We start from the raw sequence: 17,689 nt of genomic DNA, 5'->3' as shown, positions 1-17,689 counted from the left end.
GTGACGGCGGACGACGACGGCAAGTGGACCTTCACGCCGGACGCGCCGCTGGCAGACGGCGAGCACACGCTATCGTGGTTGACGGCACTGACGCAGACGGCAACGCGGTCAGCGACGAAGTCAGCATTATTGTTGATGCAGAAGGTGATGCAGGTTCCGATACCGGCGCAGACGAAGGCGCACCGCACCGGTGATGACCGACGATGCGGGTAATCCGATCGCCGACGGCAGCACCACAAACGACAGCACGCCGACCTTCGGTGGCGAAGGCATGCAGCCTGGCTCAACCGTGACCATCACCGACGGTGAAACGGTAATCGGTGAAGTGACGGCGGACGACGACGGCAAGTGGACCTTCACGCCGGACGCGCCGCTGGCAGACGGCGAGCACGCTATCGTGGTTGACGGCACTGACGCAGACGGCAACGCGGTCAGCGACGAAGTCAGCATTATTGTTGATGCAGAAGGTGATGCAGGTTCCGATACCGGCGCAGACGAAGGCACCACCGCACCGGTGATGACCGACGATGCGGGTAATCCGATCGCCGACGGCAGCACCACTGATGACAGCACGCCGACCTTCGGTGGCGAAGGCATGCAGCCGGGCTCAACCGTGACCATCACCGACGGTGAAACGGTAATCGGTGAAGTGACGGCGGACGACGACGGCAAGTGGACCTTCACGCCGGACGCGCCGCTGGCAGACGGCGAGCACGCTATCGTGGTTGACGGCACTGACGCAGACGGCAACGCGGTCAGCGACGAAGTGAGTGTCATTGTTGATACGCCTGACGTACCGGTTGTTGAGATCACTGATGATAACGGTAACGTTATCCAGAACGGCGATACGGTCAATGACAACGATCCGACAATCAGCGGCAAAGGCTTTGAGCCGGGATCAACGATTGTGATCGCTGATGGCGAGACCGAACTGACATCCGTAGACGTTGGTGCAGATGGCAGCTGGAGCTATACCCCAGAGTCACCGCTGAGCGAAGGTGAACACACGATTAACGTGACTGTGACCGATCCGCAGGGCGTGACCAATCAGGGTAGCTTTAACGTTGTTGTCGATACCACACCGCCAGAAGGCGTTGATATCGCAGGCATCAACCTTGTCGATGATAATGGCGAAGCCGTAATCCCGACCGGTGCTACCGCGGATAATACGCCAACCTTCAGCGGCGAAGGCCTTGAAGCAGGGGCAACCGTCATTGTTCGCGATGGTGACACGGTATTGGGTGAAACCACCGTAAGTGAAGACGGAAGCTGGAGCTTTACACCGTCAGAAACTCTTGACGATGGCGACCACAGCTTCACCTTTGAAGTCACGGATCAGGCAGGCAACAGCAGCGGAATTTCCGATGCGCTGGATCTGGCGATTTCGGTGAATAAGGGCATCAACACCGGCGTGGTGGTGAGCAATGATGAAGGCAATATCATCACCGATGGCGAAATCATCAACGACAGCACGCCAACCTTTAGCGGCAAAGATCAGTTACCGGGCTCTACCGTAACGATCGCCGACGGCGAGACCGTGCTGGCAACCGTCGAAGTGGGCGAAGATGGTAGCTGGAGCTATACCCCAGAAGCAGCATTGAGCGAAGGCGATCATGCGCTGACTGTAACCATTGAAGATCATCAGGGTAATTCAGGCAGCGATACCATAAACGTGGTCATTGACACCGTCGCTCCGGATCTGGTTGATCCCGCAACGATCACCCTGACCGACGATGCAGGTAACGTACTGGTCGCAGGCAGCGAGATTGCGGATACCACACCAACCTTCAGCGCCGCAGGTCTTGAAGCGGGATCAACCGTTATCGTTCGTGATAATGGCACCGTGCTGGGTGAAGCCGTGGTTGATGAAAGTGGAAACTGGTCCTTCACGCCGGAAGCGGCGCTGAGTGACGGCGAGCACAGCTTTACCTTTGAGACGGTTGATGACGCAGGCAACAGCAGCGGTGAATCTGCTCCGGTGGACTATATCGTCGACTCGGTTGCGCCTGAAGGTGTCAACGTCAGCGCGCTGGTGATCACCGATGAAGCAGGCGATGTTGTCAGCCCGGCGAACACGCAGAGCGATAATCAGCTGACCTTCAGCGGCAGCGATCTCGAAGCCGGTGCCACCGTCACGATCTACGACAAAGGGCAGGTTGTGGGTGAAACCACCGTTGCAGATGACGGAAGCTGGCAGTTCACCGCGGAAGAGGGACTGTATGACGGAAGCCATGAACTGACTTTTGTTGTCACCGATGCGGCTGGCAACAGCAGTGAACCGTCGGCAACACTGGCTCTTGAGGTTCAGGCTATTGAACTGACGGCATCAGATAACATCAGTTCAGGGGCTGCGGTAGGCTTCGATTATCCGGTCGATGTCACCCAGGATCTGGGAACCGTACTGAGCGATGGTGGATTGATTTCGTTTGGAAATACCATCACGAGCGATCCTATTGTTGTCGCCGACGGTACCATCATTACCCTTGATGTTACCGCGACTTCATCGGCATTCCTGAACGTAGCGAGCAACGCGACGTTATTGCTGCAGAAGTACGATTCTTCTACTGGCGAGTGGTATACGGTATCCGAGGATGACAGCAGTAACCTGTTCGGTATGTTTGGTCTGGGCGCGACGACGTCGACGATTAGCCTGACCGGACTCACCGCGGGTACCTATCAGCTGGTTTACTCCACGGCGGGGATCAATCTTGGTGTTGGCATTGATCTTTCAGCGGCGAAGACGGTTTACACCCTGGCCGATCAGGGCACGCCAACCGACTACACCACGGCAATTGGTAACGTCATGACTGACGTCGACAGCGCCTATGGTTCTGATGGTATTCCGCACAGCGCCTATACCTCAGTCACGTCGGTGAGCGTCACCAACAGTGATGGATCAGTATCCACTGCTGACCTGAGCGAGGCTTCGCCTAAGACTACCCTGACGGGCCAGTACGGTACGCTGGTGATCAACGCGGATGGTAGCTATGAATACACGCCAGCCTCGTCGATGGACAGCATCGGTAAAGTAGACTCCTTTACCTATACCCTGACCGATTCGGCAACCGGTAAAACCTCGTCAGCAGAGTTGCATGTGCAGATTGGTACCACCAACGATGCGCTGAAGCTCAGCTGGGATGCCACCAATCCGGACGCCAATGCGGTAACGGATATCGCCTCGAATAACGAAGCGAATGCCAGCGTCACGGTGACGTATGAAACCTCCAGCGCCAGCAACACCGACGTTAAACTGACCGCAGGCGGGGCGGAGAATTATACTTCTACGTTCACCAAAACCGGCGCTGACGATCTGGTAACCGGATCGCTGACGCTGACTACCGAATGGGGATTACTGGGCAACCGCTTCTCAACCGATCTGAACATCACTTACGACGTTCAGATGCAGAACGAAGATGGTAGCTGGACCACGGTCAAAACCCAGAATGCGGTAGTCGCTGCCGGTGAACATAATGAAGAAGTTATTCAGAATGTGGCGATGTCCGATCTGCTCAGTGGATTAGGCGAAGGCACGTACCGTGTGGCAATCAGTACCACCGGTGCAGATAACGTGTTGAAACTCAACATGGCTGTTCAGACAGTCAGCACGACCGAGTATGTGATCACCACCAAGGATGTCGCGACAGGCAACATTCTTACGGATGAAGGTACGGATGGCAGCGCAGATAAACTGAGCTCAATTTACACCCGAATCTATGCGAAAGCCGGTGACAGCAGCAGCGATCAGGCGATTGATGACAGCTATACCTACGTGACTGAGAGCGGCGTCACCATTACCGGTCAGTACGGCACCCTGGTGGTTTACAACAACGGCGCTTACACCTATACGCCGGGTACCACGACGTTGCCAGCCGGTTCTGAAGATGTCTTTACCTATGCCCTCAAAGGCGCTAACGGTGAAGTCGTCACTGCAACGGTTACTATCCATCTGGGTGTGGAAGTGGATGGCAGCAACGGCGGTGCGCTGGTGTTCCACGGCACTGAAGCGGATGATGTTTTCGCTATCTTCGATACCGATTTCGCCTCTGTGGACGGTGGCGAAGGCAGCGATACGCTGGCATGGAGCGGTAATGGCCAACTGGTACTGAGCAGCATCGCCAGTAAGGTCAATGATATCGAATCCATCAAGCTGACCTCCGTAACCGGAAGCGACAATCTGGTGGTGGATGCGCAAAGCGTCGCAGACGTGACTAACGATGCCAACGCGTTGTACATCAAGGGGGTTGCCGGTGATCACGTCACGCTGGAAGGCACCTGGGTGAACAGCGGGACTGTGGTGGTGGACAGTGTTTACTATACCCACTACACCAGCACTGCGACAGACGGTTCGGCGGTTGATATATACGTGCAGAAAGGGCTGACCCTTTCCTCAACGGTTTATCAGAACAGCGAGAACGGCACCGAGTATGACGTGGTTGCGTCGGCAGAGGTGGCCGGTACCGACAGCGATGACACTTTCAATCTCAACACCACGGGCTTTGACAGCATTGATGGCGGTGAAGGTCTGGATACGCTGGTCTGGAGCGGCAGAGGCACCATCACGCTGAGTGATATGGCCAGTAAGATCAGCAATATCGAAGAGATTGACTTTGTTAATGACAGCAGTGTGAACAATCTGGTGGTAACTGCGCAGAACGTGGCGGATATCACCGATGTTAATAACACGCTGTTTGTTAAGGGCTTTGCCACCGACAACCTGACCCTGTCAGGCAGCTGGACGCTGGCCGGTCACGAAGTCTTTAATAACATCGATTATGTTCACTACGTCAGTACCACGGATGACGGCCAGACCGTTAATCTCTATGTGGATAGTGATATCAAGCAGAGCAGCACTGTTCTGCCGGCTGAATATAATGCGGCTGACGTAACCGGTGAGGTTTCTCTGCTGAGCGATAGCATCGATCAGACCACGACGATGAATACCGCCACCAGCAGCTTTACCAGTGAGAGCTTTACGGTCAACAGCATCAGTGACCTTCAGGATATCAGCATCAGCGTAGCCGGATCGGCGATTCATGCCGGTAACAGCGTGTCGGTGAACTGGTCACTGCAGGTCTACAACAGCCAGACCTTACGCTGGGACGATGTGACCACCGGTACCCAGGCGATAACGGCCAGCAATGCGCTCGACGTTTCGCTGGAAGGGCAGCCGGCGGGCACTTACCGTCTGGTGGTGGACAGCACGCAGTCCGGTTATTCAGGACTGTTATGGTCAACCAACTACGATGTACTGACCGTGCGGGTGGCGGCGAATATCGTCAGCACCACCGATTACAAAGTGGCCACCAACTCAAGCGTAACGGGATCTGTCTTTACCAGTGACAGCGCCAGTGATAGCTCGGTTCTGGTGAAATCGATCGCTGCCGGTATCGTCTCCGGCGCGGCCAGCTACACGTTGATCGCAGCGGCGGGTACCACTATCGCCGGGGCATACGGTACGCTGACGATTCACACTGACGGCAGTTACACCTATCAGCTGAACAGTGACTCGGTGATTAAACTCTCCGGCAGTGAAGACACATTTACCTATGTGCTGGCTGACGGGACGGTTAAAAACCTGGTGATGACGCTGGGCGTATCGGTGGACGGTTCTGAAGGCGGAGCGCTGATTTTTGCCGGCACAGTAGGCAATGACAGCTTCACGATTCACGATACCCACTTCACCTCGGTGGATGGTAAATCGGGTCAGGATACGCTGGTCTGGAGCGGTTCAGGTGAGCTGCAGTTAAGCGAGATTGCAGACAAGGTAAGCAACATCGAAATCCTTGATTTGCAGAGCAACGCGGTAGCCACGGTACTGCTGCTGAATGCAGATGATATCAAAGAGATCACCGACGCCAACAATGTGCTGTATGTGCGTGGCGGCAGTGAAGACTCACTCTCACTGCAGGGGGTCTGGCAGGTTAATGGCGTTGAAACGCTCAATAACATCGCCTACACCCTTTACACCAGCACGGCGCTTGATGGCACGCCAATCAAGCTCTATGTGCAGCAGGGACTGACCTTTAACGAAGTCGCTGACGGTATCACCGGATCGGTTTCTGATGATGCGGCGGATCCTTCGGTAGTGTCGGTCAGCCAGAATGGTGAAGTGATGACCATTGCTGACGACGCGGTGAGTTTCAAAGGCGCCTACGGCACTTTGGTTATCGACGGTGAAGGACATTACAACTATGTTGCGGATGCAGATCATGCGCAAAGTGGTGTCACTGATACCTTTACCTACAGCCTGTCTGATGGCACCAGTGCTTCCCTGAGTTTTAACCTGGGCATTGATGTTGATGGCAGTGCAGGCGGAGAGATCCTCTTCACCGGCACCAAAGGCGGAGACATATTTGAGGTTTACGATACCAGCTTCACCTCAATTAATGGTGCGGAAGGTAACGATACGCTGGCCTGGCATGGCAGCGCACCGTTGAACCTCAGCGATATTTCTTCGAAAGTCGATAATATTGAAACCATCGATCTGCTGAAAGATAGTGAAAACGACAAACTCGTAATCAGTGCGGAAAGTTTACTGAAAGTCACCGATGACAATAATACGCTTTATGTCAGAGGGGCTGACGGTGATACCGTCACGCTGAATGGGAGTTGGGAACAGGCAGGCGATATATTGGTTAATGGTGTGAATTATCACCAGTATACCAGTGCCACCGTCGATGGTTCTGTCGTGCAACTCTATGTTGAAGATGATGTAAATATTGGTTAATAAAAAGTAAGTGATAGTCATAGCAGGCTGAATATATTTCAGCCTGCTATTTATCAATTTTTTAAGTAACGTTTGATTCATTCACACCAGAGAGCTTCAGAACATCATGAAAAAATTACTTATTACCCTTTGCTGTGTAATAACGCTGCCTTCGGTATTTGCCGCCGAAAAGAATGCCAATCCTTTTGCTCAGTCTGAAATAAAGGAAGCACCGGCAGGTTTTTGGGGCGCTTTTTCTGATACGCCTGAAGCCACAAAAACGCCAGCGGGTAGTACCGCACTGGCTGACAAATTACAAATTAAACCCGTTAAGGTCGAGATGGAGCCGGGTGAAAATGTGCAGAGCAGCGGGAATAAATCATTACCGGCTGACTGGCAGCAGGCTATCCACCTTGCGGTAAATTATCATCCCTCAATTGGCAGCAGCATCGCGACGCTGGAATCTGCCGGATTTTCGATTAACGCTGCCAGTGCCGGTTATCTTCCGGCAATAAAAGCGGGAATCACCTCGGGTCGTCAGGATGACGAAGGCAACGGGCAGATAGCAACCGTTGGTCTCTCTCAGATGCTGTACGACTTCGGTAAAACAGGCAGTGCGGTTGACCAGGCAAGCGCGAAGTATCTGCGCCAGCAGGCGACCGTACTGGCACAGGTTGACACCATCATTCAGCAGACCGCACTGGCACTGAATGAAGTGTATCGATACTCTCAGCTGCTTGATAACGCTAAAAAAGAAGTGAAAGCGCTGCGGGATATTCTGGCCCTGACGCAGATGCGGGCCGAAGCGGGTGCCAGCACGCGGGTTGATCCGGTGCAGGCCCAGGCGCGTGTTGAAGCCGCCCTGGCGCAGCAGCAGGATATCGAAATTAAACTGCAACAGCAGAAGTATCATCTGCAGTCGTTGCTGGGTCAGCCGGTTGGCTCAACCCGCATCTCTGCTCCGATGTCGCTGTTACCGTTAATTGAACGCCAGCGTAACCATATCGATCTGAATCGCAATCCAGCAATTCTTATTGCCCAGGCGGATGCGGCGGTCGCGCAGGCTGAATTACGTAACTATAAAGCGCAGCGTTATCCAACGGTGTCGCTGGAAGCGAATACCAATAAATATATGGGCGATATTGCGAACAGTCAGCGTCATAGCCAGTATCAGAACGTCTATATCTCTGTAAACAGTACGCTCTATCAGGGCGGTGCATTAGTGGCACAGGAAAGTGCCAGCGCCCGGGCGCTGGAGGCCGCAAGATCGGCGATTGCCAGTAAAAAGCTCGAAATTACCGATCAGCAGCGTAATTATTTTCAGAGCGTAAGTGGTTTGCAGCGCAATATTTCACTGCTGACGCGCAGAATGAAAACCATTATGGAGACGCGCTCGTTGTATCGTGAGCAATATTTATCGCTGGGTACGCGTAATGTACTCGACTTACTCAATGCCGAGCAGGAGATCAGCCGCGCCGAACAGGATTTGATTAATGCGCGCTGCGATTTATGGGCTTCGTCAGTGAATTATGTTGTGCTGGCAGGAATGGCCCGTGAGGCATTTAATTTTAATGACCAGCTTGTCCAGGGTTTGCGTATCACCTCGTAATACGCCTTATTAAGAATAAGAGAAGACTATTATGGTAAATACCGATCGCAAGGATGATGTTTCCTCCGCCGGGGAAACTAAGAAATCCTTTACGCCCTGGCTTGAAGCGCTGTTGCTGGTGGCAAAACATTATCGTCTGGACGGTTCCCCGGAGCGGGTTAAAGGCGAAGCTGAATGGCAGTTGCACCAGGTCACTCAGGAACAACTGATCGAAAATATGGCCCGTCAGCTCGGTCTGTTAGTTATTTTTGATGATTTTCATCCTGACCTGCTCGATCCGTGGCGGCTGCCGTTAATCGTGGATTTTGGTCCGCGCGGCGTCGGCGTGATCACCACGCTCGGCGAAGAGGGCAAAGTCAGCCTGATGCTGAGTGGTGAAAACCAGCTTCAGACGGTGCTCAGCGTAGAGGAACTGGCGGAGCATGCGCAGCGGGTGCTGCTGGCCAAGCCGGAAACCTCGGTGCCGGATGCGCGTGTCGATGACTATATCAAACCGCACCGTGCTGACTGGCTGTGGCAAACCATTCTGAAAGAGTGGCCGGCTTACGTTAACGTCATGTTTGCCTCGTTGATCTCCAACGTGCTCGGCCTCTCGGCGATGTTATTTACCATGCAGGTCTACGACAGGGTGATTCCGTCGCAGTCGATCCCTTCACTGTGGGTGCTGTTCGGTGGCGTGATGATCGCCCTGACCTTTGTCTTTATCATGCGAATTGTCCGGACCCATATTTCGGACATGGCAGGGAAAAGCGCCGATTTGCGGATATCCGATCGGGTCTTTGGCCATGCGTTACGTATCCGTAATGACCTGCGACCTAAATCGACCGGTTCTTTTATTGCGCAAATCCGCGAGCTGGAGCAGATCCGTGAACTGATTACCTCAACCACGATTTCCGCTATCGCAGATCTGCCTTTTCTGATCATCTTTCTGTTTATTCTCTGGCTGCTGGGCGGATGGCTGGTGCTGGTGCCGCTGGCGGCGCTGCCGTTGATTATTATCCCTGGTCTGCTGGCGCAGTCTTCGCTGGCGAAACTTTCAAAAGCCACGATGCGTGAGTCCGCGGTTCGCAATGCCATGCTGGTCGAAGCGGTCCAGGGCATGGATGACATCAAACTGCTGCGCGCTGAGCCCTATTTTCAGAATCAGTGGAATCATCTGAATGAGGCGATCAGTAAATCGTCTAAAAAACAGCGCTTTATTAGTAGCCTGCTGATGAGCTGGACCAGTGAAGTCCAGACGGTAGCCTATGTCGGCGTGGTACTGGTGGGGGCTTTCTTTGCCATGAACGGTGACCTTTCCACCGGTGTGCTGATTGGCTGCTCGATGCTGGCGTCACGCATGATGGCGCCGCTGGGGCAACTGACGATGATTTTCAGTCGCTGGCAGCAAGCTAAAGTCGCCCGCGAGGGGCTTGAAAACCTGCTGAAAAGCGAAGTTGATCAGCCTGAACGCAGCATTCAGATCCATCGGCCACGTATTTACGGCGAGTTCAGCTTCTCGGACATCAGTTATCGCTACGATCCCCAATCACCCAATGCGGTGATCACCGTGGATAAGCTGCTGATTTCGGCGGGCGAAAAAGTGGCGCTGCTGGGGCGCAACGGCTCCGGTAAATCCACGCTGTTGCAAATGATGGCGGGTCTGTTGCGGCCTGGTGAAGGTGCACTGTTGCTCGACGGCGTGCGTCTCTCTTCGATTGATCCGCTGGATGTGCGTCGCGATGTGGGGCTGGTCAGCCAGACATCCTCCCTGTTCTTCGGCACGATCCGCGAGAATCTTCGTTTAGGGATGCCGCTGGCGACGGAAGAGGAGATGTTACAGGCGCTGGAGATCAGCGGAGCCATTGAGTTTATTCGTCAGCTGCCGGAAGGCATGGATTATCCGTTACAGGAGGGAGGAAAAGGGTTATCGGGCGGGCAGCGGCAGCAGCTTTTACTGGCGCGCGCCATTCTGCGTCAGCCCAGCGTGCTGCTGCTGGATGAGCCGACAGCCTGGCTGGATGACGGGGTAGAGAAGCACCTGATTGAAAAACTCAAAGCCTGGATGGGTAATCGCACGCTGATCATTGCCACCCATCGCCCGGCTGCGCTGCAACTGGTCGATCGTATTCTGCTGATCGACAGCGGCAAAATCGTCCGGGATGGCACCAAAGAAGAGATGCTGGTATCCCGTTCACCGACGCCTGCGCCACATCAGGGCAGAGTCAACCTTAGCACTCAGGGAGCCGCAAAATGATGACCTCTCTACACACTGTTATTAAGAAAAAGAAGCGTCAGTCTGCTCGGCGGGGTTTCTCATCTGGCGGATTGATCGTGATGTCCGTGATGGTGATGCTGCTGCTGTTCTTCTTCTGGGCATCAAATTTTGAGCTGGATGAAGTGACGGTGGGCGTGGGTAAAGTGATCCCCAGTTCGCATGAGCAGATTATTCAGTCGCTGGAAGGCGGAATACTGAAAGAACTCAAGGTGCACGAAGGGGATGTGGTGGAAGCGGGTCAGGTGCTGGCGCTGCTGGACCCGACCCAGATCGATTCCGGTTTGCAGGAGAGTACCGGGCGGCTGCGGGCAGCGCTGGCAACTTCTGCGCGATTACAGGCTGAAACGGCAGGCACCGCGCTGATATTTCCGCCAGAGGTGCTGGAAGATCCGGCGCTGGTGGCGGCAGAAACGGCACTGTATCAATCGCGCCGTGAAAACCTGGAAAAGACGGTAAGCGGGCTTCGCGAAGCGTTAAGTCTGGTGAATCGTGAACTGCAGCTGACCTCTTCTCTGGTTTCAAGAGGGGCCGCCAGTAACGTGGAGGTGCTGCGGCTGAAAAGGCAGGCGAATGAGCTGAATAACAAACTCAGCGATGCCGAGAATCAGTATATCGTCCGGGCGCGTGAGGAACTGGCAAAAGCGAATGCTGAAGCCGCCTCGCAGCGTTCCATTATCATCGGCCGCGCCGACTCACTGAAACGCACCGTGGTGGTCGCACCGGTAAGAGGCATTGTTAAAGATATCGAAGTGACAACCGTGGGTGGCGTTATTCCGCAACGCGGTAACCTGATGGAGATCGTACCGCTGGATGAGCAATTGATCATTGAGGCGCAGATTGCGCCCCGCGATGTCGCCTTTATCACGCCCGGACAGCGCGCTGTGGTTAAGCTGACTGCCTATGACTTCAACATCTACGGCGGGCTGGAAGGCAAAGTCGCCTCGATATCGCCTGACACCATTCAGGATGAGGTTCATCGCGATCAATATTTTTACCGTGTCTATATCCGCACCGATAAAGATTATCTGGTGAACAAAAAAGGTAAAAAGTTTCCGGTTTATCCAGGGATGATCGCGATGGGTGAAATCCATACCGGCAGCAAAACGATCATGGAATATCTGCTCAAACCGCTTAATCGCGCCCGCGAAGCATTGCGCGAACGATAATCGCCCCGAACCACCTCCCCGGAGGTGGTTTTTTTTGGCCGGGAAAGCGCGCGATGGCGGTTCGCGGCGCCGTGATTTAAGCGGGTAACAGGCCGGCAGCCTGATAATCCGCGATCAGCTGATCAAACAGCGCAATGTCGGAACGGCTGCGGGCCATCAGCTGGGCTCCGGCCACCGCGGCGAAGATGGCCCGCGCCCGCGGCAGGCTCTGTTCCGCCGGGGTCGCGCCCGCTTCCTGCAATCGCGAGGCGAGCCACGCCACATTGATATCCGCAAAATGCTGCACTTCGGTTTTCACCGCCTCCGGGAGATCGTCATATTCGGCTGACATAAAACTGCCCATGCAGAGGCGATTTTCGCTTTCCAGGGAACGGCGGAAAATATGCGGATAGTGCCGCAGACAGGCCAGCGCATCCGGGTTCGATTCACGAAGCGCCTCAAGATCGGCGGCGGTGTCTTCCCAGTAGCGTCTGGCGACGGCAGCCCCTAATTCCGCTTTGCCAGGAAAATGGTGATAGATGCTGGCTGCTTTGATTCCCACTTCACTCGCCAGTTCGCGAAAATTGAGGCCCACATAGCCGTGCGCCTGCGCACTTTTGCGTGCGGCAGACAAAATCGCTTCTTTTGCATTCTTACTCATCGGTTCCTCCTGCGGCAATAATCTCATCCTACCATCTGGCAGGTAGTTGTTGACAGCAGAAAATAGCCGATCCATTGTTTCCCTACCAACTGACAGGTAGGTAAGTAAAAATGCAAAACGAACTCTTCTTTAACGATGCCACCGCGCTGGCTGAACTGATTCGCAACGGTGACGTCTCACCGGTTGAGGTGGTTAACGCTCACCTTGATCGAATTGAACAAACGAATCCGCAGATAAACGCGATCGTAACGCTGGCAGGGGATGCGCTGAAAGCGGCCAAACTGGCTGAGCAGGCGGTTCGCGTAGGCCAGCCGCTGGGCCCGCTTCACGGTGTGCCCTTTACCGTGAAAGACTCCATCGATACGGCTGGCGTGATGACCCAGCGTGGTTCACCGATTTTTAAACATCGTCTGCCGGCCCAGGATGCTACCAGCGTGGCGCGGCTTAAACAGGCCGGAGCTATTCTGCTGGCGAAAACCAACTTACCCGAATTTTCCTACTGGATTGAGAGTGACAATTTACTCAGCGGCCGCACCAATAATCCCTGGGACCTGAGCCGCACACCCGGTGGCTCAAGCGGCGGTGAATCGGCTGCCATTGCTGCCGGCATGTCTCCGCTCGGACTGGGTACCGATCTGGCCATTTCCGTCCGGGGTCCGGCGTCACAAACCGGTATCACCTCGATCAAAGCAACTCACGGCAGCATACCGATGACCGGCATCTGGCCACGGGCTCCGCGCCGTTTCTGGCATGTCGGACCGATGGCCCGTTCAGTTCGTGATATTGCGCTCGCATTCTCCTTGCTGACGGGTCCGGATGGGCAGGATGCCTTTTCCAGCCTTGCCGGACAAAAAGGGCCAGGCAGGACGGGGCAGAACGATCGTCCACTGCGCATTGGCTGGATGACCGGGCCAGGCTTTGGACCGGTTGATGCCGACGTGGCCGCGGTGGTAAAAGCTGCTGCCAGCGCCCTTGAGCAGACTGGCGTTCAGGTTGAGCCGGTGAGTATTCCGGCACTGGAACGGGATTTTGCGCTGGAGGTATTCAATCGCCTGCATGTGATGGAGATGAAGCCCGCTTTTGCCGCCGCGGTTGCGGGTCGGGATCAGAGTGAGATCTATAAAATGGCCAGAACTATGCTGTCGCTGCCCGATACACCGCTGCATGACTACATCGAAGCGGAACAGGCCGCAGAGCGGATTCGTGATGGTTATGCAGATTACTTCTCGCGCTACGATGCGCTGATTACCCAGGTATTACCGATTCCGGCCCACAAGCATGATATCGGGCAACTGGTGATAGAGGGTCAGACCGTCGACGCAACCTGGCTGCAAGGCGCAACCGTCCCGCTCAACGTCACCGGCTTACCCGGCATCGCATTGCCTTTTGGCCGAAGTCGTGAGGGTCTGCCGATCAACATTCAGATTACCGGCAGGTGGCATGATGAAGCGACGATTTTTGATGCTGCTACCCGGCTGGAAATGCTAAGTCCGGTTAAGGGACTGCATCCCGGACTGCCGGGATAAAGTTAAATCTTAATCAAGCCAGCGAGCGGAAGTGTGGCTAGCTGGCTCTTCCTGATTATTTACCGCCTGCGCACCCGGTCAGATTTCCTCTCAGCCTGTGTATCCGCGTTGTGTTGCCGGGCCGGGTTCAGATGATGATCGGTTTGCCTGTGGCGCTGATGATCCGTCGTTTCCGAAAAGAGCCGACAGTAAAAACCGTTTCAGCTTACCAGGTCATTTCGCCGGTATTCACTTTGGCACTCAGCGCCAGTGAACCTTCTTCGGCCAGTTGCGGCCAGGCGGCTTTCAGCGCGTGAATAACCTGCGGTGAGGTTTTATATTGCGCCAGCGCCGCGTCAAAACTCTGAAGATACTTCAGCGTAAAATCGATAGCCTGACTACCGGCAGGACGTTCGCCGAGGTAGTGGCCAGGAATGACGTTTTTCGCCTGCAGTCCCTGCATTTCAGTCAGCACGTTGCGCCAGGCGGTGCGGCTTTGCACCGATTGCGTATCGGCGGTCCAGACATGAATGCCGGATGAAATCGCCGTCCCACCCAGGATGGTCTTTTCAGACGGAACCCAGACGTAAGCGGCATATTCATCAGGATGACGTAGCTCCAGCACTTCACCATCGATGCTGAAACGGGTCTGATGGGTGACGACAGGCAGCGTCAGCTTATCCGGCGCTCCTTGTTTCATCTGAGGTCCCCACCAGGCCAGCTTGGCCTGATGTGTCTGCTGAATGTGCTTTACCACGCCGGGCGTCGCAACCACCTTCACGTCAGGATAGGCCTTCACGATCGGTTCCAGACCAAAATAGAAATCAGGATCGCCAGAGGTGATCACAATCTCCTTCAGCGTTTTCCCGCTACGTTTAATCATCTCAACCAATTTTTCACCGTCGAGAGTGCTGAACTGCGCATCGAACAGAATGGCTTCTTTCGGGCCGCTGACCAGCGTGGAGGAGACGGCAAAAACCCCGTTGTGCTGCGGGTTATAGGTGTCGAAATGAAGCGGGGCCGCAGTGGCCGCAGTGGCGGTCAGAATCAGGGTGAACGGTAACAGCGTCTTTTTCATTATTTATCCTTCATGTTGCGGGCGTGCTTGCCTGACAAATTTCAGCGCCGCGCCGGGAGAGTCCGCAGGCGTCGCTGATGGCTCAGCCACTGGTGTTTTTTATCTGCGGGAGAGAGCGCGCTATTTTACCGGTTTTGTTATCTGGTAGAATTCCCGCAATCAGAGATGCTGAGTTTCATAAATCGTACAGGTGATGAGATGGATCGCGTGACTGCAGCGGCAGTGTTTAACCGGATATGTGAGCTGGGCAGTTTAAGTGCGGCGTCACGGGCGCTGGGGATCTCACGACCAATGGTCAGCCGCTATCTGGAGGAGATGGAAAAGTGGGCCGGTACCCGTCTGCTGCACCGCTCATCGCGTCGTTTAACCCTGACTCCGGCTGGCGAAGCTATCCTGCTGAGAACCCGTCAACTGGCGCGACTTTCGGAAGAGATAGAGCAGGAGACGACGCAGGCTTCACCTGCCGGTACATTGCGCATTGCCTGTGCGCATTTTACTGCGACGCATCTTGTCGGCCCGGCTATTCCTGACTTTCTGGCCCGTTATCCGGCGCTGCGTATTGAACTGGAAATTAACAATCAGCCGGTCAGCCTGATTGGTGAACGGATCGATCTGGCCATCCGCATCACCGATGCGCCGGAGAAGGGTGCCATCGCACGCGGTCTGGGTGAGTGCCGTTCGGTGCTGTGTGCTTCACCGGCCTATCTTGCAAAACAGGGAACGCCGCAGACGCCAGAAGAGCTAGCGGTTCACAACTGTCTCTATTACAGTCGTTTTGCCGGCCAAAGCTGGCATTTTACCGCACCGCAGGGTGAAAAGATCGCCGTTGCCGTGCGCGGGAATTTCAGTGCCGGTATTTCATCGCTGCTGTGTGACGCTGCTATCGCCGATTGTGGCGTGGCGATGGTACCGGAGCAGGAAGCGCGCAGCAGCCTGGAGAGCGGCAAGCTGGTTCAGATCTTGCCAGATTATCAGCCGCAGACGTTCGGCATCTGGGGGCTCTATTTGTCGCGCGAACATCAGTCCGCCGCACTGCGGCTGTTTCTGGATGAACTGAAGAAAACCATCGCTCAGGTAAGCGGATAAGACCCATCGCTGATCTTAACTGACAGCATAAAAGGTGCTGAAAATGAGTCATGAACAACCGACCTACTGGAACCCTATGGTGCCTGAGCTGACCGTCTCTGATTTCGCGGCTTCATTACATTTCTATGTCGAGATACTCGGCTTTGAACTGATGAACCAGCGCAAAGATCCCCCCTTCGCTTATCTCAGCATCGGCGACGCACAGTTAATGATTGAGCAATATCACGCAGAGGGCTGGAAAACGGGGGCACTGGAAAGACCGTTTGGACGTGGCGTTAACTTTCAGATCGAGGTTGATGATATTAAACCGATAGTATCGAGCCTGAAACTGAATGGCATTCCGCTATTCCGGCCGTTGCAGGATAATTATTATGTTATCGGCGAGACAACGGCGTGTCAGCGAGAGTGTCTGGTGCAGGACCCGGATGGTTATCTACTGCGTTTCAGTCAGTTTATCTCCTGATCCAAAGAGTGACTGAGAAACAATCGTAGCGGGTTACTGATCTGGTCAGGTGGTGAATATTGTGACGGAATAATATTTCTGGTTAAAGGCCTCGTTATTAAGCATTGCCTGAGGCCTTTACTTTAATGCAGGTCGGTTTACTCTCTGCCCGGAATGATATTATCCGATTTGAAAGGCCATAAACATACCGTTGTTAAACCAGGTTACTTTCTCACCATAACCGTTGAGGGTCCAGCCAGCTTCTCCGATGGCGGAGTTTTCCCAGCTTTTATTCTCTGTCGCGCTGGCCAGGCCAATTTCATTAATGCTTTTGGCGGCGCGATTGTAATTAAAAATGCCTGAGTTCAGGCCAGCATCATTCCACATGCCCATCAGGCTGGCATAGCCAATATCTGCACCGCTGACGGCATTCATCTCTGCAACATTTAACTTACGCATTTTAACGTCCTTATTACTTAGGTTGTGCGGCTAAAATTAACAGCGTGCTAATTCTAGCAGCAAAGTATTGAGGCCAGCGAGTCATCAATCGAAGGCGAGTATTGCCATAAGCTAATTTAAAATTCAGGCCGGCATTTGAAGTATGGATTTTATTCGATTGACTCGATAGGGGCTCTATGGAAGCACAATTATTCAGTGCTGAATCTGTTTCGGAAAATAGATCTTTTAAAATATGTTGTTAATTTCCAGCGCTAAAAAATTAACCATTAAAAAAAACGTAGGGCATGGAGCAATGAGCAGAAGTGCGGCGTTACGCAATGTTTTTTTAAACGTAAAGTGCGTTACGCACGATCCTCAATCGGCTCGCTCTAAAAAAGTGTAAACGGCAGATTCTGGCCGCGACTCAACCCGTTTCGTCCGTCAACAACATAACCAGCAAACCTGCCGCTGTGCGGCAGGCTCAGCACAGCCGTTGGTAACCCGGTCTGTGCCTGGCTGAAAGGGAACGGCGTTGCACCGCGATATATTCATTTGATGTCCAGCAGCGAAATGATGAGGCTGACGAAAAAAAATGGTTAGCGCTTTAATGATAATCACCAGCCTGAGTCTTGATCGCTGATCACGACCAGCAGAGACGTTAAATAAAAATGCTAAGAAAAATCTCAAAGCCCAGCGGCTGAGCTATACTCATCTACGTCTTAATTTATTCAGTCAAGTCACATTCGGCTATTTAACGCCCTG

The 17,689-nt window shown here is 54.0% G+C and carries 11 protein-coding genes and 1 pseudogene; 9 read left to right on the top strand and 3 right to left on the bottom strand.

All coding sequences use genetic code 11. The features are described 5' to 3' along the window. From LZU96_RS20065 to LZU96_RS20045, 5 genes are all read left to right on the top strand, one after another. Entirely contained in the window at positions 1 to 213 is a 213-nt protein-coding gene (locus LZU96_RS20065) for a hypothetical protein (protein ID WP_419149895.1), read from the top strand. Next, positions 194 to 6,727, top strand: a complete 6,534-nt coding sequence (locus LZU96_RS20060) for a BapA/Bap/LapF family large adhesin (protein WP_233988786.1) — start codon at positions 194 to 196, stop codon at positions 6,725 to 6,727. Before LZU96_RS20065 ends, LZU96_RS20060 begins: the two co-directional genes overlap by 20 nt. Before the next feature lie 106 nt (positions 6,728 to 6,833). Further along, complete coding sequence (locus tag LZU96_RS20055; protein WP_233988310.1) at positions 6,834 to 8,315, top strand: TolC family outer membrane protein; 1,482 nt, start codon at positions 6,834 to 6,836, stop codon at positions 8,313 to 8,315. A gap of 31 nt (positions 8,316 to 8,346) precedes the next feature. Beyond that, positions 8,347 to 10,551, top strand: a complete 2,205-nt coding sequence (locus tag LZU96_RS20050; RefSeq protein ID WP_233988309.1) for a type I secretion system permease/ATPase — start codon at positions 8,347 to 8,349, stop codon at positions 10,549 to 10,551. Beyond that, positions 10,551 to 11,738: an HlyD family efflux transporter periplasmic adaptor subunit gene (locus LZU96_RS20045; RefSeq protein ID WP_419149900.1), complete on the top strand. Its 1,188-nt coding sequence runs from the start codon at positions 10,551 to 10,553 to the stop codon at positions 11,736 to 11,738. The genes LZU96_RS20050 and LZU96_RS20045 overlap by 1 nt, the downstream gene beginning before the upstream one ends. A 76-nt stretch (positions 11,739 to 11,814) precedes the next feature. On the opposite strand, the gene LZU96_RS20040 is transcribed toward LZU96_RS20045, so the two are convergent. Continuing rightward, complete coding sequence (locus tag LZU96_RS20040) at positions 11,815 to 12,378, bottom strand: TetR/AcrR family transcriptional regulator (protein ID WP_233988307.1); 564 nt, start codon at positions 12,376 to 12,378, stop codon at positions 11,815 to 11,817. Positions 12,379 to 12,488: 110 nt separating this feature from the next. Here LZU96_RS20040 and LZU96_RS20035 point away from each other — a divergent pair, with 110 nt between their 5' ends. Next, positions 12,489 to 13,904: an amidase gene (locus tag LZU96_RS20035; RefSeq protein ID WP_233988306.1), complete on the top strand. Its 1,416-nt coding sequence runs from the start codon at positions 12,489 to 12,491 to the stop codon at positions 13,902 to 13,904. 205 nt (positions 13,905 to 14,109) lie between these two features. Here LZU96_RS20035 and LZU96_RS20030 read toward each other — a convergent pair whose 3' ends face one another. Further along, complete coding sequence (locus LZU96_RS20030) at positions 14,110 to 14,961, bottom strand: Vmh family MBL fold metallo-hydrolase (protein WP_233988305.1); 852 nt, start codon at positions 14,959 to 14,961, stop codon at positions 14,110 to 14,112. 165 nt (positions 14,962 to 15,126) lie between these two features. Here LZU96_RS20030 and LZU96_RS23645 point away from each other — a divergent pair. The 3 genes and pseudogenes from LZU96_RS23645 to LZU96_RS20020 form a co-directional block, all read left to right on the top strand. Beyond that, a pseudogene (locus tag LZU96_RS23645) lies at positions 15,127 to 15,336 on the top strand (helix-turn-helix domain-containing protein); the annotation flags it as partial. Positions 15,337 to 15,438: 102 nt separating this feature from the next. After that, entirely contained in the window at positions 15,439 to 16,047 is a 609-nt protein-coding gene (locus LZU96_RS20025) for a substrate binding domain-containing protein (protein WP_409520471.1), read from the top strand. A gap of 43 nt (positions 16,048 to 16,090) precedes the next feature. Beyond that, a complete protein-coding gene (locus tag LZU96_RS20020) occupies positions 16,091 to 16,510 on the top strand; it encodes a bleomycin resistance protein (RefSeq protein ID WP_233988302.1) in 420 nt (139 codons plus the stop codon). A gap of 159 nt (positions 16,511 to 16,669) precedes the next feature. Here LZU96_RS20020 and LZU96_RS20015 read toward each other — a convergent pair whose 3' ends face one another. Next, the gene (locus LZU96_RS20015) at positions 16,670 to 16,948 is read right to left on the bottom strand and encodes a hypothetical protein (protein ID WP_233988301.1); all 279 of its coding nucleotides are present in this window, start codon (positions 16,946 to 16,948) and stop codon (positions 16,670 to 16,672) included. Between the last annotated feature and the right edge of the window lie 741 nt (positions 16,949 to 17,689).

It is taken from the genome of Pantoea agglomerans (assembly GCF_021397715.1).
Classification (GTDB): domain Bacteria; phylum Pseudomonadota; class Gammaproteobacteria; order Enterobacterales; family Enterobacteriaceae; genus Pantoea; species Pantoea astica.
The sequence above is the reverse complement of the archived record's forward strand: the minus strand, read 5'-3'. Positions and strand labels throughout refer to the sequence as shown.